The organism is Halobacillus dabanensis (assembly GCF_900114165.1).
Lineage (GTDB): Bacteria > Bacillota > Bacilli > Bacillales > Halobacillaceae > Halobacillus > Halobacillus dabanensis.
Genome location: NZ_FOSB01000007.1, coordinates 63,117 through 89,413 on the forward strand (window position 1 = coordinate 63,117; position 26,297 = coordinate 89,413).

Here is a 26,297-nt window from a genome sequence, read left to right on the forward strand (position 1 = left end):
CAGATGTTTTTTATACAGAATCCCTGATCATCAACGTTGGTTCAAACCGCAAAGATGTATTCTCTGTTTTCTGTTTTTGGATTTTCTTCAGAAGCATTTCTGCTGCTGCTTTCCCCATCTTGAAAGTCGGCTGGGCTACGGTCGTAATCGCTGGAACATAAAAACTGGCAAAAGATACATCATCAATGCCGATTACGGCAAGGTCATCCGGAATCCGGTATCCATTTAATTTTGCAAATTTAAGGATTTCAATTAGAACTAAGTCATTCCCCGCAAGAATTGCTTCTGGAGCCCTTTCCAAGTGAAGCAGCTCCTCTAATTCTGCTTGAACGCTTTGAGACTCTACACTAATAAGGTAATCGGTTTGAATCGGTATATCATATTTTTGTAATGCTTTCTTATACCCTTCCACTCTCTCTTTCCTAGGGGTAGTGTGATTCAGTATGGAAGTGGTTATCATCCCTATTCGGCGATAACCTTTTTCCACAAAGTGCTCAACAGCAAGAGCAGCCGCTTTTTCGTTATGAAGCATGATAGCTGGAATGTCCATTTCTTCTAAATTTCTATCCATAAAAACAACCGGGTACGAACTGTCCAACATTTTTTGATATAAATCTTTGTTGTCCCCTGTCGGGAAAACAATCAACCCGTCCACCTGTTTCGCACGGAGCATTTCTATATAATGCTTCTCTTTCACTGGGTCATCATCAGCGTTACAGATAATCGTGTGAAAGTCGGAAGTATGACATACATCCTCAATCGCCCGCGTCACCTCTGTGGTGAAATTGTGTAAAATGTTCGCCACAATAACACCAATTGTCTTTGTCGACTTCTGTTTTAAGCTTCGCGCAACGATATTAGGCTGGTATCCCAATTTTTCAATCGCATCTTGAATACGCTGCTTAGTTTTCTCTCCCATGTAGTCATAACGTTTGTTTAAATATTGTGATACTGTGCTTTTCGAAACTTCTGCCTGTTCTGCTACATCGGCAATTGTTACGTTTTTCATAAATAATCTCCACATTTCTATTGTTACTAAATCGGTTTAGTAAATCGATTTAGTAGTATTGTAGACTATATGAAAGCGTTTTACAAGGGGCTGATAACTATATTTTTCACCCTGTTTTAAAGAATGCTTTAGTAACAGTTGTTAAATGACTAAATTTCTTCTTAAAGACTTTCTAATGCCACCCACTCTATAAGCGAATTAAAGCATCGGATAAAAAGGAAGGAGACCAAATTAACGGCCTCCTTCCTTTTCTTCATCCATCATTTATTAAACTGGCAAAGGAGCTTCTGACGAAACAAAACCTTTACTTACAAGCTCCTCCCAAAATTCTTTCGGGATGTCTCTTTGAATCATTTCTAGATCTTCCTTAATTCGATCCGGCCGTGTGGAACCAGGAATAACTGATTTCACTGCTGGATGGGCCGTTGAGAATTGCAGGGCAGCTGCTTTCAAAGGAACATTGTATTTTTGGCCAATTTCCTTCAGTTGATTAACATGGGTGATTATGTCGTCCCCTGCTTTTTCATAGTTGAAATGATCACCGCCAAGCAAGACACCGGAATTATAAGGGCTGCCAACGACAATATCCACATCTTTCTCTTCCGCTTTTACCATCATACGCTGTAAGGCTTTGTCGTGCTGAATCAAGGTGTATTGAGTGGCGGACAGGCAGACATCCGGCCTTGTTTCCTCAAGCTCCATCGCGAGTTCGATCGGCTCCGTCGTATTGACACCCAGCCCCCAGGAGCGGATGACGCCTTCTTCACGCAGACGGGATAACACACGGAAGGCTCCTTTTCTAGCTTCTTCAAACTTCGCGGTCCATTCATCTCCATGAAAATCAGGAGAAACATCATGAACGAAGACCATGTCTAAGCGGTCTGTTTTCAAGCGGTCCAGACTTTGTTCGATTGATCTCTTCGTCGCTTCTTCTGAGTAATCGGTAATGACTTTATTATTACGTCCATGTTCAAACAAGCCTTCCTCATTTCTCTCCGTTTCTTCGGTCATATAACGGCCGACTTTGGTGCTTAGCACGTAGTCATCACGGTTATATTGGGATAACACGTCACCTACACGCATCTCCGCTAAACCAGCCCCATAAAAAGGGGCCGTATCGAAATAACGAACGCCTTGATTCCAAGCGGTTTGAAGCGTTTCTCGTGCCTCTTCTTCCGGAACGTCCCGAAACATATTTCCTAAAGGTGCTGTACCCATACCTACTTTATGTTTCAGTGCATTTTCTAATGATTTCATGAGTCTATTCCTCCTTTAATCACACACATATAGTTGTATATCCAACTATTATAAAGATGAAACATTCTCAAAGATCTGCCCAATGAACCGCGCAGATGCATAGGCCTTACTCAAAGCACATTCAACCTTCCTGCCACACTTCCTCGGCAATGTTTACGACATGGCGTACTTTTGCCCATTGTTGTTCTTCCGTGATTTCATTTCCTTCTTCCGTAGAAGCAAATCCGCATTGTGGACTAAGACAAAGCTGATCCAACGACACATAACTAGCAGCTTCCTGAATCCTAGCTTTCACTTTTTCCGGGTCTTCCAGTTCCCCGAATTTTGAGGTGATTAGTCCGAGTACAATGGAGAGATCTGTACGGTTTACATGACGTAGAGGCTCAAAGCCGCCCGAGCGGTCATCATCAAACTCCAAGAATAAACCATCGACATCCAATCCTCCGAAAATTGTTTCCGAAAGAGCCTCATAGCTGCCACTCGTCATGAATGTGGAGCGAAAATTGCCGCGGCAGATATGCATCGTGACGAGCATGTCTTCTGGTCTGTTGGCAATCGATTCATTGATTGCACGGGCACACAGTTCAGCGACTTTTTCCGGATTATGTCCTTTCTCTTCAATGGAAGCACGGCCTTCCTCCGAAAAAAATGTCGCCCATGAAGTATCATCCAGTTGCAGGTAGCGGCAGCCTTCCTCATATATTCTCTCAATGAATCCTTGATAGGCCGTGACCAAATCGTCGACGAGGACTTCATCACTCTCATAAATTCCTTCTTCACGTTTCGCACGGAAGAAAAGCATATTCGGACTTGGTATGGTTAATTTAGCAACCGAATCGCCGGCAATTCCTTTAAGAAAACGGAAATGTTCAATCATCACATGATCAGTAAATCCTACTTTTCCAGTGATTTTGATTCCTCGCGCTTTCGTTTCGACTCCGTCAAATTTCAGACCACTGTCTGCCTCATAGCCCTCCACACCATCTAAACCTTCCAGAAAATCAAAGTGCCACCAACTACGACGGAAATCTCCGTCTGTCACAGCTTTCACCCCCGCTTCTTTTTGCTTTTCTACCAATTTAACAATCTCTTCGTCTTCTATCTGACGTAATTCCTGTTCTGTGATTTCTCCATTAGCTCGTTTTGTACGGGCCGCTTTCAGTCGTTCTGGACGCAGGAAACTCCCTACGTGATCTCCTTTAAATGGTGCTCTCTTCACATTCTTTTTTGTTGTTACAGACATGTTTACCCCTTCTTCCCTTTGGATTTGTCATACTCCATGAAACGAAAACAGCCCCTCTTCTTATAAGAAGAGGGGCTGAATAATGTACAGAGCATTTCTCTTCTTATCTACAAGCCAATCGCTTCTGGAATTAGCACAGTACTTCTTTAAAGTCTGCTGCTAAGGTTTCATCGGGCCAGTCCCTCCACCTTTCTGGATAAGAAATTATGTATATTGTTATTAAATATTACTATATAGGAATGATAGCAGAATTGACAGTGAATTCCGACCATTTTTTGTCATAAATTTTAGATTTATTATATTTACCACTAACAAATACCACCCATAAAAGAAAAAAGGCTTTCTAAAGCCGAAAAAACCCCCTCTATTTTGGTTTTTGTGATAACCATAGATTCTCCCTTCCCTCAAACACAATTACAAATTTGTCTATTGAGTTTAACCACCAGTACATTATAGATTTCCACAGTTTTGATTTCTGATGACGGTCGTAGTACTATTAAAATTGGTTTTAAACGCCTGCTTAATTAAAATCAAAAAATCCCCCTCACGATGAGGAGGACACACCTAATGCCATCTTCAAATAATCAACAAACAAAGCAGATTGCTCTTTTAATTTCACTTTCTCTTCCGGTAGAATCGCGTGATCCAGGGCCAGCCCATCGACAAATGTAATCAGTGACCTTGCTATCAACTCGCTGTCATAGTGATCACTGAATTCCCCGGATTCTTGACCGGCTTTTATGATTTCATTATAAATTTGGAGACCCTTCTCATAACGTTTTTCTCCATAAGCACGACGCCGCATGTCATTACGTCCGGTGATGAAAAATTCAAGCTTGCTCGGAGCGAGGGGGTCCATTTCCGTATCTGGATTGCCGTCTTCTCCGAACATCAGCTGCATCAGCAATGTCCAGTGAGAGCCCCCTTTTTCAAGTGAAACCCCAGTGGTAATTGCTTCTTCACTAAGCCCCTCTTCCAAAAGGGCTTCGAACAAATCTTCTTTGTTTGAAAAATACTGATAGAGTCCTCCGCGACTGACACCTGCAGCTTCCATGATATGCTTCATGGTCGTATGTTCATAACCATGTTCGATGAAGACTTTGGTGGCTGCTTCCATAATATCAGCTCGTCGTTGCTTCAGGTGCTCCTTGCTTACTCTTGGAGACATCTGCATTCCCCCGTTCAACTTTTCGTTTTGTCATCCATCCAATGAGAGATACAAAGATTAAAAGACTTGCTGTAATTGTGAAGGTCGGTATGACACCGATGATTGTGGCAATCCATCCTCCAAGAAGAGGGCCGATGATGGTTGCTGTTGTCATTACACTATTGATAACACCGAACACACGGCCGGTCATATGGACAGGCGTGTTCACTTGAACAGTGGCCTGGAAAGGGACAAAAATCAGACTTGCCGAGAATCCGGCGGTAAATCCTAATGCAGGTCCCCAAATGATCGAATAACTAAGGTCGTAGTGGGTGAGTAATCCCATAATACCAAAACTAGCGCCGATTCCACAGACACCAAGAAGCATGAGCGGGTATGCTTTATAGTCCGTCTTTTTGGCTAAAAGAAAACCAGCGAGGAACATGCCAAAGCCAGATCCTGTCACAAGGTAGCCGAATAAATCAGGAGAAGCGTACGACAATTCTCTGATCAAGACGATCAACTGGGAATCTGCTGATTGAAGTATCAAGAGGCTGAGCCCCACCAGGATCAAACCGGTCATCATAAAACGGCTCGATTTAAGAAAAGAAAAACCGAGAACGAACTCTTGCTTGAACGAGCTTTCTTCTTTTTCCTCATCCAGAGTTTCCAAACGAACGGCATTCGGAATAAATAAAAGGATGACAGCGGAAACAAGGAACGTAGCCGAGTCGATGATGAACACTTGCTGGGCCCCGAATACAGTAACAAGCAAGCCGCTTATAAGTGGGCCGAGAATCTTTGTTGACGAATCGATCATCGAGGTGATCGACATCGCCCCCTTCATGTCTTCTTCTGCGACCACTTCTTTGAGCTTACCGTTTTTTGCGGGTATGAATAATGCAGAGAAGATTCCGATAGTAAGCAATGTCGCGTACACCATCCAAAGGGATGTAGCGATGGTCAAAACCAAAATTAAAGCTGCTCTTACAACATCAGATGCAATCATAAGCGTTTTCCTGCTGAAACGGTCAGCTATGATACCAGCTACAGGTCCGAACAACGCCATCGGTACTGCCAGGCAAAGGAAGACGAATGAAACCTGAAGCGGTGAGGCATTCCATTTCAACCCGACAAGCGTAATAATCGCAACAATACTAAGCCAATCACCAATACTGGAAATCGCCTGTGCCGACATCAGTGTCATGTACCCTTTGTTTTTCATTAAACGTTTCATATGATGAGCCCCTCTCCCATTAAATCGACACCTGTGTCGTTTTATTACTTTCATTATATCGACACCGATGTCGTTTTGCAACTGTATTTTTAAAATTGATCATGGTCATGAAATCAATAATAAAAACTCCTGGTTTCTTACTTCCTGATCCTGGGATTCGGCATACTCATTGGAAGCCTCCAATTCCATATTCTCATTTGTTAAATTATAATTAGGTCTATTCCTGTAAGAAAAGAAGATTGTAGAAAAGGGGAGTGGAAATAGATGACTGTTCCGAAAAGCATACTAGTGGTGGAAGACGATAGCGACATCAATCGATTACTTTGTAATATCATCAAAAAAAATGGTTATACTCCAAAACCTGCCTACTCAGGAACAGAGGCAACGATTTATATAGATCAACAACAATGGGACATGGTCTTACTGGATCTCATGCTTCCTGGACTTTCCGGTGAAGAAATCCTCAAAAAGGTAAATGGAGAAAAGCCTACTCCAGTCATCATTATCTCGGCTAAACAAGAGACTCAAACGAAAGTAGATACTCTAAGGGCAGGAGCCGATGACTATATTACAAAACCATTTGATGTGGAGGAGGTCTCTGCCAGAATCGATTCCTGCTTAAGAAGATATCAAAGGATGACGGACCAGGAATCTAGTGAGTTCCGTCATAAAAACCTTGTCCTCGATACTGACCTTCAGAAGGCCTGGTTACATGGCAAGGATCTGTCTTTAACAGCCCGGGAATATAACATTTTAGTATTACTTCTTTCCTCCCCCAAAAAAGTATTTACAAAAGCCAATCTGTTCGAAAGTGTGTGGAAAGAGAAGTATTATGGAGATGATAATACCATCAATGTCCATATGAGTAACTTAAGGAGTAAACTCTCAACTGCGGACCCTTCTGAAGAATATATAGAAACGGTTTGGGGAATGGGCTACACATTGAAAACTTAATGTTTTCTTAAGGATTCCCTTTATACTTTCTTATGTTTTTCTCCTTATAGTGAAAAGTGTGCAACAATAATCGCTTTTGAATAGGGAGACAAGGAGGAAAACGATATGAATGAATATGTACTTAAAACCAACCACTTATCTAAGAAATACAAGAGTACGATGGCGCTTGATAAAGTGAATATTTCCATTAAAAAAGGAGCCATATACGGTTTTATCGGTCAAAACGGTGCCGGTAAATCTACCTTGATCCGGTTGGTATGCGGACTTGCCAGGCCGACAGCAGGTTCCCTTGAGTTATTTGGGGACACGAGTGAACGGGCCTTAATACAAACTAGAAAAAGAATAGGCACCATTATAGAGGGTCCAGCTTTATACCCTAACATGACAGCCGCTGAAAACTTAGAAGCCCACCGTCTTTTAAAGGGAATCCCCGGGAAAGAATGCATTGAAAAAACCCTGATGCTCGTAGGTTTACAGAATACAGGGAAGAAAAAGGCTAAAAACTTTTCTTTAGGGATGAAGCAGCGATTGGGCATCGCTATTGCTTTATTGGGCGATCCGGAGTTCCTTATTCTTGATGAACCCATCAACGGGCTAGACCCTATGGGAGTCGTAGAAATACGAAGTTTATTAAGAAAACTTAACGAAGAACACGACATTACCATTTTAATTTCAAGCCACATATTAAGCGAATTACATTTATTGGCTACCCATTATGGAATTATTCATAATGGAAAGTTGATTGAACAGTTATCATTAAAGGAATTGAATGAAAAGTGTCAACAATACTTGCATATTAAGGTGAACGATCCAAACAAAGCTGCTACTGTGTTAGAAAGTCACTTTAAAACGACCAACTTTGAAGTGATGCCTAATGGCTCTATTAAAATGTTCGATCCTATTAATCCCCCCGGAGAAGTCTCTCAAACTCTTGTCCAGCAAGGATTGGTCATTGAAGAACTCATGCTTATGGGGGAAGACTTAGAGACTTATTTTTCCCACCGGATCGGGGGTGTCCAACATGGGTAACCTCCTCAAATCCGAATGGTTCAAATTGAAGAATGATCAATCGTTTCGTGTCTTAGCCATTCTCTTAACGACCGTCGCTCTACTATTCCCGCTTTTGGAGTTCGATGGAAATCAGCCAGGTCTTCCTACGATCAGGGGCTACTACCTGAACACCGTTCTCAGCGTTCACACAGACATCATAAAGCTCATTCCAAGCATTCTTGCCGGGTTCTTTATTACGAGTGAATACTCGCTCGGCACGATGAAAAGCATCGTCTCTTCTGGTAATAGCAGGATTCGGGTTTATTTTGCTAAATTAATTATGTTTTCTGTCGGGGCAGTAATTCTCTCATTAATATTACCTCTCATCATGACGGGAGCCAGTGCTATTTATTTCGGCTTTAATGAGATGCCTTCACTGACATTCTATTTACAGACGGTCAGTTTGATTGCGTTTTATGGGGCGGGCTTTGCTTCAATCATGATGATTTTCGCAACGATTTTCACGGATAGCGGTAAAACGATAGGATTTTTGCTTTTGTTGTTCTTATTAGTTGATTGGCCCTTGCAGGTGTTAGCTGCAAAAGTTCCGTTCTTTGAACCTGTCATTCATAATTCGGTCTTCAGACTCGTTTATGATATAACTAATGCAAGTCAGCTCAATACTAGTGAATGGGTGACAATGACCCTCGTCCCCCTATTGACATTTCTCGGATCTGGACTCATAGGCAGCATCCTTTTCTATAAGAAAGAAATCAAGTAAGAAAAGAAAGTGGGTGAGCAAGATGACGTTTTTATTAACAGTATTGATTCTATTGGTATTGATCTTCCTGCTCATCCGTCACTATTTCCTGAAGAAGGAAATTAAAAGAACAGCACTGCAACTCTACGAAATCAACAGAGAAATAACCTCTAAGAAAATAAATATTCACTTCTATGACAAAGATCTGGAGAAACTTGCTGAAGAAATCAATAGACAAATCGATTTAACAAAAAATGCACAGGCTGAAAAGCGCTCATCTGAAAACGAACTAAAACAGGCGATTTCCTATATTTCACATGACATCCGTACACCTATGACTTCCATTCTCGGCTACATACAGTTCCTGGAGTCCGATGAAATCACTAAAGAATTAAAACATGAATATACAGGTATTATTAAAAATAGCGCGAAAAGATTAAAAGTACTGCTCGAGGACTTTTTTGAGTTATCGCTAATCGAGCAGATGGATTACCCGTTAAAGTACGAAAGGGTTGAATTAAATTCATTAGCCCTCGATGTGCTATTAGGATTTTATGAAGAATTTAATCAAAGAAATCTGACACCTGATATACACACGCCAGAGGAGGACCTATTCATTTATGCCGATCCATCTGCGGTCAAACGGGTGATTGAGAACTTAACGATGAATGCCCTCAGGTATTCTACAGGCCATGTAACTATTCAGTTAAGCCAAGAAAATCAATCCATTTACCTGAATGTCTGTAACTCTGCGAATCATTTCGAGGAACAGGATCTCCCCCATTTATTTGATCGTTTTTATAAAGCCGACCATACAAGGACTAAAAAGGGGACAGGACTCGGTTTACCGATAGCCAAAAGCCTTATGGAAAAAATGAACGGGAACCTAACAGCGGAGTTAAAGGGGACTCAAATTATAATGCGGTGTGAATGGAAGGAACACTCTTAAAGTCAGCTCCTTCCTTCTCCCCTCCCCCTCTTCCAAAGTTTCTGCTGCATTTGCTACTTCCTAATAAGCCCCTATGCCCCGATAAACCATCCGGCGAATATGGAACCTATGACTTGTCCGACCGCCAAAAGTAAAAAAGGGACACCAATTCCTAAAGAAGCATTCGTAATAAATACACGGATTCCCCAAACAAGAAGAACACCGGTTAAAAAGATATAGGAGCAGCCAAAGAGTCCAGCCGCTAAGTAACTCAGAAACAGATCCCCAAGAGCGATAGATAGGATGATCGATGAGGATGCAATCAACAAGCTCCCTAACTAATAAGCAAAAGTCAGACCTTTCTTTTCAATCAGAGAATCGAACCGCCCCTTTTACTGGCACTGGTTAGATAGAGAAAACCCAAAAAAACAGGAATATGGGGAGCCTAAACCGCTCCGCATACTCCTGTTTTTTATTGTATTTTATATCGACTGTGCTTCTGTGTAATGGTTCAATCCAAGCGCCTGATCTGTCGTTGTATGAACTTCACGGATCAGGTCTGGATTTTCCACCAGCGCTTTTCCATAGGAAGGAATCATTTCTTTGATTTTCGGCTCCCACTCATTGATATGCTGAGGGAAACACCTTTCCATCATTTCAAGCATGACGGAAACTGCTGTGGACGCTCCAGGTGAGGCACCAAGCAAAGCAGCGATCGAACCGTCGGCGGAACTGACCACTTCTGTACCGAACTGGAGCGTTCCTTTACCGCCTTTAGTATCCTTGATCACTTGGACCCGCTGACCGGCAGTAACAAGATCCCAATCTTCCGCTTTGGCTGTCAGGATGAACTCCCGCAGTTCTTCCATACGTTGTTCTTTCGATTGGATCACCTGTTCAATCAAATACTTTGTGAGAGAAGCGTTTTTGACTCCCGCTGCCATCATAGTGAAAAGGTTATCCTTTTGGACGGATGTAACTAAATCCAATAAAGAGCCGTTTTTCAAAAACTTCGGGGAGAATCCAGCAAAAGGACCGAATAGTAAGCTTTGCTTGCCATCAATCAGTCGGGTATCCAGGTGCGGCACAGACATTGGCGGCGCGCCTACTTTCGCTTTTCCATACACTTTGGCATGATGTTCAGCGATGACATCCGGATTGTTGCACACCATAAACAACCCACTCACCGGAAATCCTCCAATGTTTTTGGATTCCGGGATACCAGTTTTTTGTAAGAGATGTAAACTCCCACCTCCGCCACCGATAAAAACGAAGTTGGACGTATGGTATTCGATTTTATTATTTGCCATGTCGTGGACTTTCACTTCCCATGTGCCATCACTGTTCCTCGTGATATCCTCGACACTATGCTTATAGTTGACTTCCAGGTCTCTGTTTTCCAGGTGATCGAACATCTTGCGAGTCAATGAACCGAAGTTCACATCGGTCCCGGCATCGATTTTTGTAGCCGCGATTGGTTCACTTAGCACGCGGTCTTTCATAATCAAAGGAATCCATTCTTTCAATTGTTCGGGATCATCAGAAAATTCAATATCCTGGAACAAGGGATTAGCAGCCATCTTGTTAAAGCGCTTTCTAAGAAATTCTACATTTTGCTTCCCGCGCACAAAACTCATATGAGGCAAGGACATGATGAAATCCTGTGGATTCGCAATCCGGTCGCTGTTCACAAGATAAGACCAAAACTGTTTCGAGACTTGAAATTGTTCATTGACTTTAATGGCTTTCCCTAAATCGATTGTGCCATCCGGCTTTTCATTCGTATAATTCAACTCACACAGTGCTGCATGACCCGTCCCCGCATTGTTCCATACGTTGGAGCTTTCTTCTCCGGCACTTCCAAGTTTTTCAAACACGCGAATATTCCAGTCCGGCACTAATTCTTTCAGCAAGGAACCCAATGTTGCACTCATAATTCCTGCACCAATTAAGATCACATCTGTCTTCGAATAATCTTTGCTCATTTCCCTTCATACTCCCTATGTCTACAGAAAAGATGCCGTCACTGCTGCCTTTTTCAGACACTTTCCGCCTCAGCACACATCTTTCCAGCATTTTTTTATCTCCTCTCAGTGTATCACTATTATCAAAAAATTTAAATATTTGGTGACAGAGTTAGAAATTATTTACTACCCACTCATTGTCAGAGAGGACATTCCTAAAAAATAAATATACTGAAGAGTAGCAATAATAATGATTAATCAAAAGGAGAGATTGGGAGAAGCATACGAAATAAAACTCCACGGGCCGCACGCAGAGGTTTACAGACGGGAATCCCTTGATACCGGCGGGTCTGTCTCCCAATAAAAGACCTTACAACTGATCACCGGACTGCCCTTGACGGAATTTCAGTAGAGGACCCAGTGATATTTTTCTGTCCACTTATTTATTAAAGAAGAAAAAACAAGCTTCCTCCTTTAATAGCCCCCGCGAATGTGGGAGTGGACGTTTTCTTCATAAAACTTCCGCAGTTGCTTAAGCTCTTCCGTATGGAATGGTTGTGCTTGAACCGCCTGCAAGTTGTCCTCCACTTGTTTGACGTTCTTAAAACCAGGGATGACACTTGTTACACCTGGCTGCTGCATCACCCACTTCAACGCCGCACGCGTCCGATTTCCGCGACCTTCTTCTATCCAGGAGAGTTCTTCACTAAGCTCGACACCTCGTTCAAAAGGCAGGCCAGCAAAGGTCTCTCCTACATTAAAGGCTTTTCCATCCCTGTTAAAGCGACGATGATCATCCTCTTCAAATGTATGAGATTTCGAAAACTTCCCAGTCAATAGACCACTGGCAAGGGGGACCCGAGCGAGGATACCGACGTCTTTTTCCTTTGCTTCCGGAAACAGCCTCTCCAATGGCTTTTGTCGAAAAAGATTGAAGATGACCTGTAACGTGCTTGCATTGGAGTTCTCTAATACATACAATCCTTCTTCCACTGTTTCTACACTTACACCATAATCCCTGATTTTTCCGCTTTCCTTTAAACGTTCCAACACTTCAAAAACAGATCCATCCTTTAAGATTTCCATAGGTGGACAATGAATTTGATAAAGATCGATCTGTTCACGGTTTAACCTCCGCAAACTGTCATCCAAATAGGTAGACACCTGTTCCATCGAGTAGGTTTTCGGATCCTCTATGTCTCCTTGCCTGCAGAATTTAGAGGCGATATGAATTTCTGATTCTTTTCCCTTCGTAGCTTCAGCAAGCAGCTCTTCACTGTGTCCCATCCCGTAAACATCGGCAGTATCAAAAAAGTTCACCCCATGATCCATCGCCTGCTCTAGAGCCTTCAGTGCTTCTTTATCATCCGTACTGCCCCAGCTTCCGCCAATCGCCCATGTACCGAAACTGAGCTCACTGATTTCTAATCCTGTTTTTCCTAAGCGGTTGTATTGCATGACCTTCCACCTTTCTGAAAATTATTATAATTATAAGTATATCAAGATGCTTTCACTTTTCATATTTTCATAGCTTTTTCAACTGACCACTCTATCCTTTTGTTTGTTGTGGGCTGATTCAGGAGAAAATCCATGCACCATCCTATAGCCTCTATGGAGAATAAATGGTAGGAAGGTTGATTTTCCCTTGCAATCTTTAACTAATGTGGACGTATCCCCCCGTTGGTAACCCTGGTTCCCAAGAAGTCGGCGCACTATTTTACCACGACGGGTCTTTGGATTCGGCAATAAGCTAACTTCACAAGATATATTAGTCTCTCCTTCTATGAAACCCTTCATAGGTATGAAACGTATAAGAAGTGTCAAATAATACATGAAACGTTTCAGGGAGGGAGTACAATTGGATATGATCGCCTGGATGATCGTCGCAAGTGAAGTCGGCTTTTGGGTCGTCATCGCCGCCGGGCTGGTGACACGGTATATTTTCAAAAAGAAAAAAGCAGGACTCTTTTTACTTGCTTTAACCCCGGTGATTGATTTGATTTTACTTGTGGCAACAAGTGTCCACTTATGGACCGGTGCCACAGCAACGATCGCACATGCGATTGCCGCCGTTTATATCGGTGTGTCGATTGCTTTCGGCAAAAGCATGATCGAATGGGCTGATGTGAGGTTCCAATATTACATAACGAAAGAAGGTCCCCGCCCTCAAAAGCTTTCCGGCATCCCCCATGCTAAACATTATTTCAAAAGCTGGCTGCAGCATGTGCTTGCCTATGTGATCGGTGCCGCTTTTCTTGTCAGCCTGATTTTTCTCATTGGCGATCCCTCTCGAACTGAAGCGCTCTCCAGTGCCCTTAAGCTCTGGACGGTAGTTTTGGGGATCGATTTTTTAATAGCGGCCAGTCATTTCATATGGCCGAAGAAATAAGAACGAACAAAAGGACACGCTTCCTTAGTAAGCTAAAAAGTGTCTGCCCTCATATGAAGAGAGCAGACACTTTTTTCACATGAGAAGCAGTGTTAATCCAGGAGCCATGACCGAAACGATGACAGCACTTAACACCATCGCAATCGTACTGACAGACCCCTCAAGCGGATCACGTTCCATTGACGTCGCTGTCCCGATTGCATGGGAAGCACTCCCCATACCGACCCCTTTTCCAAGTGGATGGGTCAGACCGGCATAGCGCATTACCACTGGATGAATCAGCACCCCGCCAATCCCTGCGATCATGACGAAAACAGCCGCGAGCGGCATCACCCCACCACTTGATTCAGCAATTGACATCGCCACAGGGGTCGTCACTGATTTCGGAACAATCGAATGGATGATCAACTCACTGAAACCCGCCCACTTGCTGAGCAGGAGTCCAGAAGTGACCCCGATGAACGCACCGATCAACGTCCCCGTTAAAATCGGCAGGAGCATTTTTTTCAAAATCTCACGGTACTGATGAAGCGGAAAAGCAAGTGCAACGACGGCTGGGCCAAGCAAATGATCGATCCATTTCCCCCCTACCATGTACGTCTCATAAGGAAGGTGAAAGGATAGCAGCAAAACGATGATCATCACTGTTGACAGGATGATCGGAGCCGTATAGATCCGGCGGAACCGACGGTAAATGAACAATGCCCCACGGTAGATAAGGATCGTCATACCGATGATAAGAGCAGCTATCAGAAATTCATTCATGGGCTGCTTCCCTCCTTCGCGTCATCCACTGAGCGACAAAACCGGAAATCCCCATCACCAGGGCCGTACTGAACAGACCGATAAAAATCAAGAGCGCTCCTTTTCCCTCGAATACATACGCATAGCTCATAACCCCGACTGTCGCTGGGATGAAAAAGAACGGCAGATGAGTAATCATGAATCCTACCTCTTGCTTCAGCCAGCGATCTGGCACTAGTTTGAAAGACAGGAGTGCGAATAGAATGATCAGGCCGATGACACTGCCTGGGATGAACAGATGGAAAGTGGTTTGGATAAGTGTTCCTAATAGATAAATGACGTATAATCCTATGATTTGCAGGATGATCGTTACAGCCTTTGACACGTGTGATCCTTCTTTCTAGTTTTGAAATGGAAGTTTTATTCTTTTATTATATAAGAATTATAGTATCATACAAAATACTGGTCTCAATATCTTCTTTTTCTCTGGTGCTTTTTTGGTGCCTGCCCCCCGGTGGGTTAGCGAACTAAAGGGTACGTGACAGGGTTTAAATGATAAAATCGCTGGGAAAAGGCAGAAAAGCAGAACCTCTTCACACTGAGTTTCTGCATTTTTATCATTCTTTTTCAATCTCGTTACAAGAGCCTCAAACTATGAAAAATATGTTAGCATTCTTCTATATTATACCTACTAACCCAACTTTTACATTCAAAGGAAGTGTTCGACCTCATGAAACCATTCTTAAATTTGTTACTTGGAGCCTTACTCATCGTTCTTCTAGGAGCTTGCGCGGAACAGTCTGCAGAAGAGGCGGAGAATGCCCCTAAAAAAGAAAATGTACCAGAACAAAAAGAGCAGGAGCCTCCTTACCAGGCGTTAGAGCCATCAGAAGATGCGGTTCCTCTAAAAGAAAAGTTGTCGGAGGAAGAGCTTAAAAACATGCCGGCCCCACAGGCTATCCGTGGTGGTGACACGGCACGTTCTGTCCCTGCTGGAGAGACGCTATCCAAGGGTATGGAAGATAAGACAGATGGACCGCTGAAAAATCACAGGCTTGTGACTTATTATGGCACCCCTCTGACGGAGACCATGGGAATTCTCGGAACCTTGGAGCCGGAGGAGTTTATGAAGCAGCTCAAGGAGCAGGCACAGGCTTATTCGGATGCTGATCCAGAACGCCCGGCCATTCCTACGATCGAGCTGATTACGACCATGGCTCAACGCGCCCCTGGGCCTGATGGAACGTATGTCAGTAAGCTCTCGGACGAAAAGATTGAGGAATATGTAGATCTCGCGGAGAAGCATGATGCGCTTGTTCTTCTCGATATCCAGCTCGGTACGGATACGATTATGAATCAGGTGAAGAGTATTGAGAAATGGCTCAAGCACCCGAACGTCCACCTGGCGATCGATACCGAATTCCAAGTGGAAGAAGGCCAAGTACCTGGGGAAGATCTCGGCACGGTCGATGGAGCGAAAGTCCAGGAAGCGGTTGAATATGTATCCAAGCTGACCGAAGAAAATAATCTGCCAGATAAATTCATACTTGTTCACCAGTTTACGGAACATGTGCTGACAAATAAAGAAGCGATTCAGCCGACAGACAACGTGGAAGTAGCGCTTAACTTTGATGGCTGGGGCTCCTCTACCGATAAAATGGCGCTATATAAAAAATACGTACGTGATAAACCTTCCCAGTATGGTGGTTTTAAAATTTTCTATGATAAGGATGAGCCAGTGATGACACCAGAAGAAGTGGTGAAGCTCGATCCAAGTCCTGCGATTGTGAATTATCAATAATGAATGGAGTGCCTGTTCCCTTGTTGAGGGTCAGGTACTTTTTTATGTGTGATCAAACGGTTGATATATCCTTTACTTCTCTAACATAGTGGAAATCAGGCACAAAAACACAACAAAAAAGAGAACCCGAATTCTTGGGTTCTCTCCTTTCTATTACAAACCTGGGGAATAAGAAGTTTCAGGAATTTCTTCATATCGTTCAGCATCTAGTTCCTCTACACTACCATCAGCCACTCCTTCAATAATCCCTGTCAAACCGGTTTCTACTGCTTTCACTAGCATCCCCTTTTTCTTTTGACCCATACTTTGGGTTTGTCCTGTCACTTCAAAAAGAACAGTACCGCTGCCATTTAAAGCAAAAGAACCGAGAGCTGTTCCTGGAAGATCAAGACCCTGACTGTACAGCGTGATGTTATCAAAAGGAGAATTACCCATTTCTTGTAAAGCGTCATAGGCTGCCAGATTCAACTGACGGGAAAAATCGTAATTGTAATTACCTGCATATTCGGAGTATTTTTCTCCAGCTTTACTTGATGGATCCGGAACGAATTGGCCTGATAGAGATAGAGTAACTGGCTCACTTGTACCGTCTACATAATAGAGCCCCTGGTGGTGAAGGTCGACAAACACATCTACTTTTCCGAATTCTTCTTGAAGCTCTTTATAGACGTCACGGACCGTTTGAGCTTCAGGTGTGAGGTACCATCCTGGTTCGGAAGAGGAACCTGGCACATCTTCCGCTTGTGGGACATAGTCTAGATCGGGATTGAAATCCCGGTTCACGTCAAACCCTGGCTGGGAGGTATAGTCATCTCCTTGAAGGGACCTATCATAATAATGGTTCCATGTAGGTCCAGCTGCTCCCTCTAGCTGAGGGAAATCTTCTATGACCTCTTCCCAGGACATAGCATTGCCACGGCGGTCCAACTCTGATGCGTCAGGGTTCATTTTCGGTAGTGTGACAAGGGTCACTTCTTCTCTGATTTTCTTAGCTTGTGGCGAGTTGCTTGAACCTAGGTAGCTTAATAGGTTCAAGATAGCTTCTGTCCCTGTTTTTTCATTTCCGTGGATCTCACTTTCTATGAGAATGACTCGGTCGCCACTTCCAACCCTTGCTTGATAGATATCAAGACCCTTGTTCGATTGGCCGGCTACATTTACTTCCACAAGACCCTGGCTGGATTTTTCCAGCTGTTGCAGCTTTTTACCCAATTGCTCATGATCAGTGAAACCAGAGCTATTATACGTTTGTTGAGTAGGCGTGCCAGGATGGTTCCCTGCCGCAGAGGCCGGGAGAGCAATACTTGTAGCTAGTGCAAGGGAACTGACAACTGCGAATACTTGTTTCTTCATGAATATCACTCCTATATTTTATTCCGTGATTCCGACTTGATCGAACCCATCGGCTGTAGCTTGAGCTTCTTCACTGTTCTCCCCATAAAGGTCAATAGTGGATTGGATCAGTACCTCTCTCGCATGACTGAAATCCGAATCAGGTGTCAAATAAACAGTGAGAGCACGATAATGGATTTGACCGAGTTTTTCTTTACCGATTTGTTCTCCTGTAATGTAAGCAGCATGATTGATGATTGATGAGTTAATATGAACCCCACCATTATCTAGTTCAATCGGAAGGTCATAGTACTCGTCCATGTGGGAAGGATACATGCCGCTCCCATCTCCGTATGGAACATAATCATCCCCAACTGGATACTTGCTAGGATTACTTAGACTGCGAAGCGATGTGCGGCCAGATGCTTTCGCTGCATCTGCCATGATATCCTCTCCAACTTCCCAATCCTCTTCATCCACCAATGCCCCGAATATGTCAGAGAAGGCTTCGTTTAAGGCGCCAGACTGGTTACGATATTTCAATCCCGCAGAATGAGTAGTCACACCATGGGTCATTTCATGGGCAGCCACGTCAAGCCCAGCAGACAATGGAACAAAAAATTCTCCATCTCCGTCTCCGTAGGTCATTTGCTCTCCGTTCCAAAAAGCATTGTTATAATCTTCCCCGTAGTGAACAGTTGATTTAATGGCCATACCTTCCCCATCAATTGAGTTACGGCCATGTTCTTCCAGGAAATATTCGTACACAGCCTCCGAGTTATAATGTGCATCAACGGCAGGTCTTTCATAGTCACTCTTGAAAGAGGCATCTTCAGAATGGAACAATTCACCAGGAAGTCCTCCATAGGCCCACTGATTTTTCAGGTCGTATGTAAAAATTCCCTCCAAATCCTCATGGGAGTTGTCATATAAAAAGAAATTCGTTTGGTTACTAATCGCTTTATCTTTTTTGTGGGTGATATGAAGGAGACGATGCCCCCCTAAGACACCTAATCCAGAGCCTTTGGCAGATTTATAGTCTTTCGCATGCATGAGCGCATTATACTGGTCGACGACTTCCCCACTATTCGCATCTACATAAACAAACCAATTGCCTGGATTTTCGCCTAGGAAATTGACATTCACTTTATATGCGAGATGGTTTTGATCATTGAAAGGATAGATTACAAGATCAGAGGATGGAGAGGTTACGAGTTGTTCAGGTGCCTTGACAGCTTTTCTAGCAATTTTTATACTTTCGCCTTCAGAAAGAGAGGCTGCCACTGAAATCTCCTCATCTTCGACCGATTGATTAAAATGTCCACTAACAGATTGTGGACGGTTGTCACTATTATAATGAACAACAACTTCATGACCTTCTACAGGGACTCCGTTTTTCTCTTGTTGTAGTTTCACATGAGTCATTCCCAAATCATCCTTGGTAACTACCGTTGACCCTAAACTTTCTTCAGGATGATCAATCTTGAACTTGGTTTTATTTTTATTAAGGTGAGCTTTTGCAGCCTTTTCGTTTGCAGCTGATTGCTTTTCTGCTTGTTTCTCTTTCACAAAAAAGGGTTTGTTTTCATTTGCTTTATGTATCTTCTTTTGCTGTACTTCTGTTTGTGCTTGTGGACTGATTGCGGATGTTTTAGTAGGGGCTATCGTTCCCATTAATAATGCGGAAGATAGAGCCGCCACGGGAATCACGTATTTTTTCTTCATATTCCAACCTCCTTGCAAGAATGTAACCAATTATAGGGAATAAAGGAATAAGTATACAGATTATATAGAACTATTTGTATTTTCTGAAAATATAAACAGCCTATACCTCAGCCGTGACTTTTCTCACACAAATTCAATAAGTTTCGCATGTCCATAGGCTTTAATAGAAAGGTTACTATTTGGTATATTTTTACTAAACGTAGGGGTTGAAAGACTCCCTATATCAAATTACCCGAAGTTGTTATATTAGTAGAAGTTGTGACATTGTTACCATCAGCTTATCCTTCCCTAACATTGAGGATTTCAGGCACTGAACGACACTTCTCGGCATCTTTTTAAAATAAAATTACGGTATATAAATCAATAAGTAGACATAAAAATTCAGAGAACCTATAATGAAAACAACAAAACAATTTGGAGGAAGTCCATGAGTTATGTGATTGGGATTGACGGAGGAGGAACCAAAACGACATGCCTTTTTCTTGAAGCTGATCGTGATACACTCCCTTCAGACCCCAAGATGATTACAGGAAAAGGGAGTAATCCACATGTAATCGGCTTTGAAGGGACAGGAATTCGGTTAGTATCATTACTCAAGGCTGGAATGGAGCATTATTCCATCTCGCCATCAGAGGTGGTGAGCATTGGATGTTGCCTCGCCGGTGTCGGTCGTTCTGAAGATGAAGCTGAAATGGCTCGCGTCTTAAAGAACTCTTTTTTTAACTTTAAATTTTCTGAAAATTACGATTTGTTTATCGGATCGGATAGTTTGGCGGCCTTGAAAGGAGCACTTGCGCCTGAGGCTGGTGAAGGCATCCTGATCATTGCCGGTACAGGATCGAATGCCATCGGAATCGATCAAAACGGGGATATTCATCGCTGCGGAGGTTGGGGGCATTTGCTCGGTGATGAAGGTAGTGGTTATTACTTATCTTTGAAAGCGTTATCATCAGTGGCTAAAGAGGCGGATGGACGGGGACCTGGGACATTGATTACACCTATTCTGTTAAAAGAGCTCCAGCTGGACGAACCGGAACAGCTCATCCGTTACATATATAAACGACCCCAGGAAAAACATGAAATCGCTCGTCTGGCACAGTGTGTAATCGAAGCTTCCGATCAAAAGGATGAAGTGGCCATCGGGATTCTCGAGGAAGCCGCAGAAGAATTAGTCCTTCATGTCGAGAGCCTATTTCAGAAAAGCTTCAAGGATACGACACCTGTGATGGCAGCCGGGTCCATTTTCACCCATTCCTGCATAGTGAAACAGCATTTCATTGAAGGGATACAACGGAAAGGGTTAGGCGTGTTCAGAGATCCTTATGGACCTCCCGAATTCGGGGCGGCACTACTAGCGAAATCAGTGATTGGAACTCGGAAAGGTGGGGATGGAGATGGCTGACTCGTTGACATCTTTAACGACGGAACAAAGGAACGAACGCACAAAGAATCTTGACCGCATGGCGACAGAGGAAATGCTTGCTGTCATGAATGAAGAGGATCATAGGGTTGCAAAGGCAGTCAAACAGGTGCTGCCGTCTATCACGATTGCGGTGGACGAAATTACTAATTCCTTGAAAGGCGGCGGGCGCCTCTTCTATGTCGGGGCAGGTACGAGCGGGCGTCTGGGCGTTCTTGATGCTTCCGAATGTCCGCCGACGTTCATGGCAGATCCTGAAATGGTTCAATCTGTTATGGCAGGTGGCGGCCAGGCATTCACACAGGCCCGGGAAAACGCGGAAGACGATGAAAGTGAGGGAGTGCAGGACCTTAAAGGCAAAAAGGTGACAGCAAAAGATGTTGTTATCGGAATTACAGCAAGCGGCCGGACTCCATACCCTATCGGTGCATTGAAACACGCAAAGGATATTGGCGCCTATACGATTTCGCTTTCTTGTAACAACCATTCAAAAATCAGTGCATTTGCCGATTGTCCGATTGAAGTGATTGTCGGTCCAGAAGTCCTGACAGGATCGACTCGCCTTAAGGCAGCATCCGCTCACAAGATGATTTTGAATATGATTAGTACGACCACAATGGTGAAACTCGGCAAAGTCTATGAAAACTTGATGGTCGATGTGCATGCAAGCAATTACAAACTGAGAGAGCGAGCAAAAAGCATTTTACTAGAATGCACCACGGCGACCTATGAAGAAGCAGAGAAAGCCTTGGTAGAAGCCAATCTGCAAGTGAAACCTGCTATTGTGATGCTGAAAGGGAATGTATCCTTCCAGCAAGCAAAAGAACTGTTAGAACAAAGTGATGGACATTTACGCAAAGCGGTTGAACTCAATACTTGATTTGAATACCACTCGATGGTTTCAAATATATTTTTTCAATCAAAAAGGGGGAGCTTATGTTGAGCATGTGGCGGAAAACATCTGCTTGGTTGATGTTGGGGATTCTTTTTGCCTTTGTTTTATTGGTTGGATGTGCACCAGGAGCAGGAACACAAGAAGACGATAGTGATACAGACTCGGAAACGACAGAAGACACAGCAACTGATGAAAATGCGGATAGTGAATCTGGCGAAATCTCAGGAGAACTGGAAATCCAGTACTTTGTCGGTGGTTATGGCGATTCCTGGTGGAAGGAAGTCATCGGTGATTTCCAGGAAGAATATCCAGATGTGACGATTACCGAACACGCGGGCCCGAATATTAATGAAGAAATGCGTTCCCGCTGGGTTTCAGATGATCCCCCTGATGTTGTATACATCGATGGAGCGGGTTCTAGTGAAACACAAATGGTCGAAGATAATCAGTTGATGAACTTGTCGGAATGGTTGAGTGAAATTGAACTTGAAGATGGTTCCGCTCTAAGTGAGAGCTTTATTGTCGATCCTGCCACCTATGGTGGAGAAATCTACAGTCTGCCATTAGTCTTCGACACTTGGGGAACGTGGTACGACAATGCGTGGTTTGAGGAAAACAACTGGGAAGTCCCGAAAGATTTTCCTAGTTTCATGGATACGATGAGTCAGATAAAAGAAGATGAAGGGATCGAGCCTTTCGTAACCACAGGCCAATACCCGTATTACTTCTTACGTGGTGCCCTATATCCTGCCTTTGGAGCAGCGGGCGGTGATGAATTATTGAACGATGTCATTACAGGGGCAGAAGGTGCCTGGACAAGTGAACCGGTCCTTAACGTAATGAAGAAAGTAGAACAAATGCAGCAGGAAGGTATGATTGATTCTGGCTTTGGCGCTTTGAACCACACCCAATCCCAGATGAATTTCCTGCTTCATGACAATGCGTTCATCCCGGTAGGATTCTGGCTGCCGAATGAGATGGCTAACGATACTCCAGAAGACTTTGAATATGGTTTCATCCCTTCTCCTATGCAAGATGAAGGAGAGCCATATGCGATTGTTCCTGACCTCCGTCCATTAGCGATTGCTGAAAAAGCGGAAAACCCAGAAGCAGCAAAAGCTTTTGTAGAATTCGTCTTCACGAGAGAATATGCGAAAAGTTTCTCTGAACATACGGGTGCAATCATGAACTTAGAAGGTGTCGATTTATCTCCAAATGAAGAAGTCCCTCCATTCTTAATTGAAGCGAACGATATGATCAATGATCCTGAGCAAGTACAGATTTATCAAAAACCTCATCCGATGAGTTCAGAACTAGAAACTCCAATCAGTAATTCACTCGTATCTCTGATGCTTGGCAATATTACGGCAGAGGAGTTTGTCGAAGAAGCAGAACAAGCAGCGGCTGAATATCGAAGCAGCTTAGAGGAGTAAGAAACGGTGGAATGTGGAGGCGTGTCCGTTCGTCTTCGCATTCCATTTTTTCTCCCTTTTATGTGCCATTGGATAGCCAAGGCGCTTGCGCTTTTGTATCATCCAGCTTCACCGCCTAACCCCTCGAGGTCTTAAGCAAGACCTTTGCTGTGCTTCAAAGGTTTGCTTAAGCTTGTCGGGGCTGACCAAGGCGCTTGCGCTTTAGAATTAAGAAAGAGGTGAGATCATGGTCCAGTCGAAACGGCAGCGCAATTTATTTTTAGCTTTTTGTCTTGTACCGACTTTTCTGTTATTTTCTGTTTTTACCCTTTATCCCTTATTCAACGGGCTTTATTATTCTTTCTTCCAGTGGTCGGGGGCATCATCGTTGGCAGAGTTTGTTGGTTTCGACAACTACCGGCGTCTATTTAGTGACGAGATTATCCCCAGAACCATCCTCCATGACTATTTCCTTGTTGTGACCAAAGTGTTTGGCATCATGATTCTATCCACTTTTTTTGCCGTAGCTTTGACACAAATGAAAATCAAGGAGGCCCCGTTTTATCGCATCGTCTTCTTCTTTCCGAATATCATGTCGGTGGTAGTCATCGGTATTTTGTGGATGTTCATTTATAACCCAAGCTTAGGCCTGATCAATTCAGGGCTTGAATTCATTGGACTGGAAAGTTGGCAAAGACCATGGCTCGGAAGTGAGGATTGGGCTTTACCAAGTCTTGTCTTACCCTCTGTCTGGGCTGGGATCGGTCTATTCATGCTTATGCTGATGGGTGGAATATCGAATATATCGAAAAGTTATTATGAAGCGGCGGAAATTGATGGAGCGACAGAGTGGCAACAATTTTGGAAAGTGACCCTGCCACTCATCTGGCCACAAATCAAAATCTCGATTCTATATATCATCATTACCACTTTGAACGGTTCCTTTATTATCGTTCAGGTTATGACAAAGGGTGGGCCAAACAACTCTACCCACGTGATGGGCTCCTATTTGTATGAACAAGCATTTGTGAAATACAACTTCGGTTATGGAGCGACCATCGGTGTAATGATCTTGGTTTTATCATTGATCACGGTATTTGTAATGCAGTTCTTGATGAGAAGAGAGAAAGTGGAATATTAAAAGACAGGAGGGGAGTAGAGTGAAAAAAGGCAGCTTTTTCTCGCGTTCAATCGTGCGTATCCCATTGATCATATGGTCGTTGGCTGTTTTGTATCCGATTTTTTGGATGGTTTTAGGTGCTTTCAAATCGAATGCGGAAATTTATGCAAATCCCTGGGGGCTTCCAGAGTCATTCAGCTTTGGAAATTTCGTTGACGCGTGGAGCAACTACAATATCGATAGCAGTGTTTTTAATAGTTTTATTGTTACAGGTCTAGGAGCGACCTTGACGCTTGCGATGGCGATTCCGACTTCCTATGCTTTGGAACGGATGAGATTCCGGGGCAACCGCCTCTTGTTCACTTTATATATCTCAGCGATGATGATTCCAATGGTTCTCGGCTGGATTCCGTTGTTCTTTTTACTGATGCAACTGAACCTTCTCGATAATATCTTCGGATTAAGTATCGTCTACGCGATCAGCCAGCTGCCCTTCAGTATTTTCGTATTGACGAGTTTCATGGCAACTATACCAAAGTCGCTTGAGGAAGCGGCTGCCATCGATGGCATGTCCCCATATGGGATCTTATGGAAAATAATCACCCCCCTCTCGACAACGGGGATTATCACCGTCACAATTATGAATATGATCCAGTTTTGGAACGAATATTTTATGGCTCTGATTTTTTTACAAAGCGAAGGGAATTACACACTTGCATTAGCTATCGACTACATCAGCAATGAAACCCAATATACGAATGCTTGGGGGACGTTATTTGCAAGTCTTGTCATTGCTATTATTCCGGTCATCGTTCTGTACGCAATCTTCCAACGCCGGATTGTGAAGGGAATGACGGAAGGAGCTATTAAAGGATAAGAGTGGTGAGGGATATATGAAAAATTCACTGACGGGCGGGCTTGTAATACTCAATGAAATGAAGGATAAGCTGCCCCCTTCAGAAAAAAAAATTGCGACATTCATTCTAGATCAGCCGCATGAAGCGATTCACTGCACTGCAACACAATTGGGAGAACTCAGCTCAACGAGTAGTGCAGCAGTCATTCGATTATGTAAGTCCCTCGGATTGAAGGGATTGCAAGAATTGAAGCTACGGATCTCCGGTGATCTGCAAAAAAAGCCGGAAGTCCGCTACCGGGATATTCAGCCAGGGGAAGCTTCCGATTCCATCGTGGAAAAGATGACAAACAACAGTTTGCAGGCGATCAAGGAGACGACAGAACTTGTCGATTATCACTCCCTCTCAAAAGCTGTGGAAGTCTTGAAAGTCGCAGAGAAAATTCATTTTTTCGGTGTAGGTGCTTCAGGGATCATCGCCCAGGATGCTCAACAAAAATTCTTACGGATGAATAAAGCAACCACGGCTTTTACAGACCTACACAATGCAGCCATGAATATTGCGAACGTAACAGAAAGGGATATTGTCTTCGGCATCTCTTTTTCAGGGGAGACGTATGAGACGGCGAAGATTATGGAAATCGCTAAAAGTAAGGGAGCGAAGACGATCAGTTTGACGCGATATGGTCAGTCCGCTGTGACTGCCTTTGCCGATATTTCTTTATTCATCTCTGCGTCCAGAGAGATTCCGGCCCCTTTCCGGAGTGGAGCTACCTCGTCCCGTCTGGCCCAGTTACATATGATCGATATTCTCTTTGTCAACTTGGTCACGAACCAATGGGATGAAGCATCTGATTATTTTAATGAAATCACCGATGTGATGGATTTGTTAAAAGGGACAGCTGCTCGCCCGAAATCCAGCAAGACGGCAAAACCTTAGGAAATAATGGTGCTCCGGATGCAAGAAAAGCATAGGTGGGCAATGTCTTGAAGCTATCGAATCGATTCCAGATTCCAAAAAAGTGCCTGTTCTTTTGATGAAGAACAGCCACTTTTTTATTGGAGATCATAAATGTAAATAAATGTAAGACCTGGTACGTTAATATTTGGTAGA

24 protein-coding genes and 1 riboswitch are annotated in these 26,297 nt (G+C 43.5%); of the genes, 12 read left to right on the forward strand and 12 right to left on the reverse strand.

The window, feature by feature from the left end:
- Window positions 1-10 precede the first annotated feature (10 nt).
- From BMZ58_RS12970 to BMZ58_RS12990, 5 genes are all read right to left on the reverse strand, one after another.
- A complete protein-coding gene (locus tag BMZ58_RS12970; RefSeq protein ID WP_075036987.1) occupies window positions 11-1,009 on the reverse strand; it encodes a LacI family DNA-binding transcriptional regulator in 999 nt (332 codons plus the stop codon).
- A gap of 267 nt (window positions 1,010-1,276) precedes the next feature.
- Complete coding sequence (locus BMZ58_RS12975) at window positions 1,277-2,266, reverse strand: aldo/keto reductase (protein ID WP_075036988.1); 990 nt, start codon at window positions 2,264-2,266, stop codon at window positions 1,277-1,279.
- 121 nt (window positions 2,267-2,387) lie between these two features.
- Window positions 2,388-3,509, reverse strand: coding sequence for a 5-methyltetrahydropteroyltriglutamate--homocysteine S-methyltransferase (locus BMZ58_RS12980; protein ID WP_075036989.1), 1,122 nt, complete (start codon window positions 3,507-3,509; stop codon window positions 2,388-2,390).
- Between the two features lie 100 nt (window positions 3,510-3,609).
- Window positions 3,610-3,712: riboswitch (SAM riboswitch) on the reverse strand.
- 341 nt (window positions 3,713-4,053) lie between these two features.
- The gene (locus tag BMZ58_RS12985) at window positions 4,054-4,677 is read right to left on the reverse strand and encodes a TetR/AcrR family transcriptional regulator (protein ID WP_075036990.1); all 624 of its coding nucleotides are present in this window, start codon (window positions 4,675-4,677) and stop codon (window positions 4,054-4,056) included.
- Window positions 4,631-5,893: an MFS transporter gene (locus tag BMZ58_RS12990; RefSeq protein WP_075036991.1), complete on the reverse strand. Its 1,263-nt coding sequence runs from the start codon at window positions 5,891-5,893 to the stop codon at window positions 4,631-4,633. Before BMZ58_RS12990 ends, BMZ58_RS12985 begins: the two co-directional genes overlap by 47 nt.
- A 264-nt stretch (window positions 5,894-6,157) precedes the next feature.
- Here BMZ58_RS12990 and BMZ58_RS12995 point away from each other — a divergent pair, with 264 nt between their 5' ends.
- The 4 genes from BMZ58_RS12995 to BMZ58_RS13010 all read left to right on the forward strand — a co-directional run bounded on the left by BMZ58_RS12995 (window position 6,158) and on the right by BMZ58_RS13010 (window position 9,546).
- Window positions 6,158-6,847, forward strand: coding sequence for a response regulator transcription factor (locus BMZ58_RS12995; protein ID WP_075036992.1), 690 nt, complete (start codon window positions 6,158-6,160; stop codon window positions 6,845-6,847).
- A gap of 105 nt (window positions 6,848-6,952) precedes the next feature.
- Window positions 6,953-7,876, forward strand: coding sequence for an ATP-binding cassette domain-containing protein (locus BMZ58_RS13000; RefSeq protein WP_075036993.1), 924 nt, complete (start codon window positions 6,953-6,955; stop codon window positions 7,874-7,876).
- Complete coding sequence (locus BMZ58_RS13005; protein ID WP_075036994.1) at window positions 7,869-8,618, forward strand: ABC transporter permease; 750 nt, start codon at window positions 7,869-7,871, stop codon at window positions 8,616-8,618. Before BMZ58_RS13000 ends, BMZ58_RS13005 begins: the two co-directional genes overlap by 8 nt.
- A 22-nt stretch (window positions 8,619-8,640) precedes the next feature.
- Complete coding sequence (locus tag BMZ58_RS13010) at window positions 8,641-9,546, forward strand: sensor histidine kinase (protein WP_075036995.1); 906 nt, start codon at window positions 8,641-8,643, stop codon at window positions 9,544-9,546.
- A gap of 71 nt (window positions 9,547-9,617) precedes the next feature.
- Here BMZ58_RS13010 and BMZ58_RS13015 read toward each other — a convergent pair whose 3' ends face one another.
- The 3 genes from BMZ58_RS13015 to BMZ58_RS13025 form a co-directional block, all read right to left on the reverse strand.
- Window positions 9,618-9,854 carry a hypothetical protein gene (locus tag BMZ58_RS13015; protein ID WP_244151571.1) on the reverse strand — a complete coding sequence of 79 codons (237 nt, stop codon included), beginning with the start codon at window positions 9,852-9,854 and terminating at the stop codon, window positions 9,618-9,620.
- Between the two features lie 153 nt (window positions 9,855-10,007).
- On the reverse strand, window positions 10,008-11,510 hold the full coding sequence (locus tag BMZ58_RS13020; RefSeq protein WP_075036997.1) for a malate:quinone oxidoreductase: 1,503 nt from the start codon (window positions 11,508-11,510) through the stop codon (window positions 10,008-10,010).
- A gap of 453 nt (window positions 11,511-11,963) precedes the next feature.
- Window positions 11,964-12,947 (reverse strand): aldo/keto reductase, encoded by a 984-nt coding sequence (locus tag BMZ58_RS13025; RefSeq protein WP_075036998.1) that lies wholly within the window; start codon window positions 12,945-12,947, stop codon window positions 11,964-11,966.
- A gap of 400 nt (window positions 12,948-13,347) precedes the next feature.
- Between BMZ58_RS13025 and BMZ58_RS13030 the strand changes: the two genes are divergently transcribed.
- Complete coding sequence (locus BMZ58_RS13030; protein WP_075036999.1) at window positions 13,348-13,878, forward strand: hypothetical protein; 531 nt, start codon at window positions 13,348-13,350, stop codon at window positions 13,876-13,878.
- 75 nt (window positions 13,879-13,953) lie between these two features.
- On the opposite strand, the gene BMZ58_RS13035 is transcribed toward BMZ58_RS13030, so the two are convergent.
- Entirely contained in the window at window positions 13,954-14,643 is a 690-nt protein-coding gene (locus BMZ58_RS13035; RefSeq protein ID WP_075037000.1) for an LrgB family protein, read from the reverse strand.
- The gene (locus BMZ58_RS13040; protein ID WP_075037001.1) at window positions 14,636-15,007 is read right to left on the reverse strand and encodes a CidA/LrgA family protein; all 372 of its coding nucleotides are present in this window, start codon (window positions 15,005-15,007) and stop codon (window positions 14,636-14,638) included. The genes BMZ58_RS13035 and BMZ58_RS13040 overlap by 8 nt, the downstream gene beginning before the upstream one ends.
- Before the next feature lie 345 nt (window positions 15,008-15,352).
- Here BMZ58_RS13040 and BMZ58_RS13045 point away from each other — a divergent pair, with 345 nt between their 5' ends.
- Window positions 15,353-16,423, forward strand: a complete 1,071-nt coding sequence (locus BMZ58_RS13045; RefSeq protein ID WP_075037002.1) for a hypothetical protein — start codon at window positions 15,353-15,355, stop codon at window positions 16,421-16,423.
- Window positions 16,424-16,576: 153 nt separating this feature from the next.
- On the opposite strand, the gene BMZ58_RS13050 is transcribed toward BMZ58_RS13045, so the two are convergent.
- Both BMZ58_RS13050 and BMZ58_RS13055 read right to left on the reverse strand, forming a co-directional pair.
- The gene (locus BMZ58_RS13050) at window positions 16,577-17,776 is read right to left on the reverse strand and encodes a M14 family zinc carboxypeptidase (protein WP_075037003.1); all 1,200 of its coding nucleotides are present in this window, start codon (window positions 17,774-17,776) and stop codon (window positions 16,577-16,579) included.
- An 18-nt stretch (window positions 17,777-17,794) separates the two neighbouring features.
- Window positions 17,795-19,480, reverse strand: coding sequence for a M4 family metallopeptidase (locus tag BMZ58_RS13055; RefSeq protein ID WP_075037004.1), 1,686 nt, complete (start codon window positions 19,478-19,480; stop codon window positions 17,795-17,797).
- A 427-nt stretch (window positions 19,481-19,907) separates the two neighbouring features.
- Between BMZ58_RS13055 and BMZ58_RS13060 the strand changes: the two genes are divergently transcribed.
- From BMZ58_RS13060 to BMZ58_RS13085, 6 genes are all read left to right on the forward strand, one after another.
- Window positions 19,908-20,882, forward strand: coding sequence for an N-acetylglucosamine kinase (locus BMZ58_RS13060; protein ID WP_075037005.1), 975 nt, complete (start codon window positions 19,908-19,910; stop codon window positions 20,880-20,882).
- Complete coding sequence (gene murQ / locus BMZ58_RS13065) at window positions 20,875-21,780, forward strand: N-acetylmuramic acid 6-phosphate etherase (protein ID WP_075037006.1); 906 nt, start codon at window positions 20,875-20,877, stop codon at window positions 21,778-21,780. The genes BMZ58_RS13060 and murQ overlap by 8 nt, the downstream gene beginning before the upstream one ends.
- A gap of 56 nt (window positions 21,781-21,836) precedes the next feature.
- Window positions 21,837-23,228, forward strand: a complete 1,392-nt coding sequence (locus tag BMZ58_RS13070; RefSeq protein WP_075037007.1) for an ABC transporter substrate-binding protein — start codon at window positions 21,837-21,839, stop codon at window positions 23,226-23,228.
- A 226-nt stretch (window positions 23,229-23,454) separates the two neighbouring features.
- Window positions 23,455-24,348: a carbohydrate ABC transporter permease gene (locus tag BMZ58_RS13075; protein ID WP_075037008.1), complete on the forward strand. Its 894-nt coding sequence runs from the start codon at window positions 23,455-23,457 to the stop codon at window positions 24,346-24,348.
- 19 nt (window positions 24,349-24,367) lie between these two features.
- Window positions 24,368-25,204, forward strand: a complete 837-nt coding sequence (locus BMZ58_RS13080) for a carbohydrate ABC transporter permease (RefSeq protein WP_075037009.1) — start codon at window positions 24,368-24,370, stop codon at window positions 25,202-25,204.
- 16 nt (window positions 25,205-25,220) lie between these two features.
- Window positions 25,221-26,123, forward strand: a complete 903-nt coding sequence (locus BMZ58_RS13085; protein ID WP_075037010.1) for a MurR/RpiR family transcriptional regulator — start codon at window positions 25,221-25,223, stop codon at window positions 26,121-26,123.
- Window positions 26,124-26,297 lie beyond the last annotated feature (174 nt).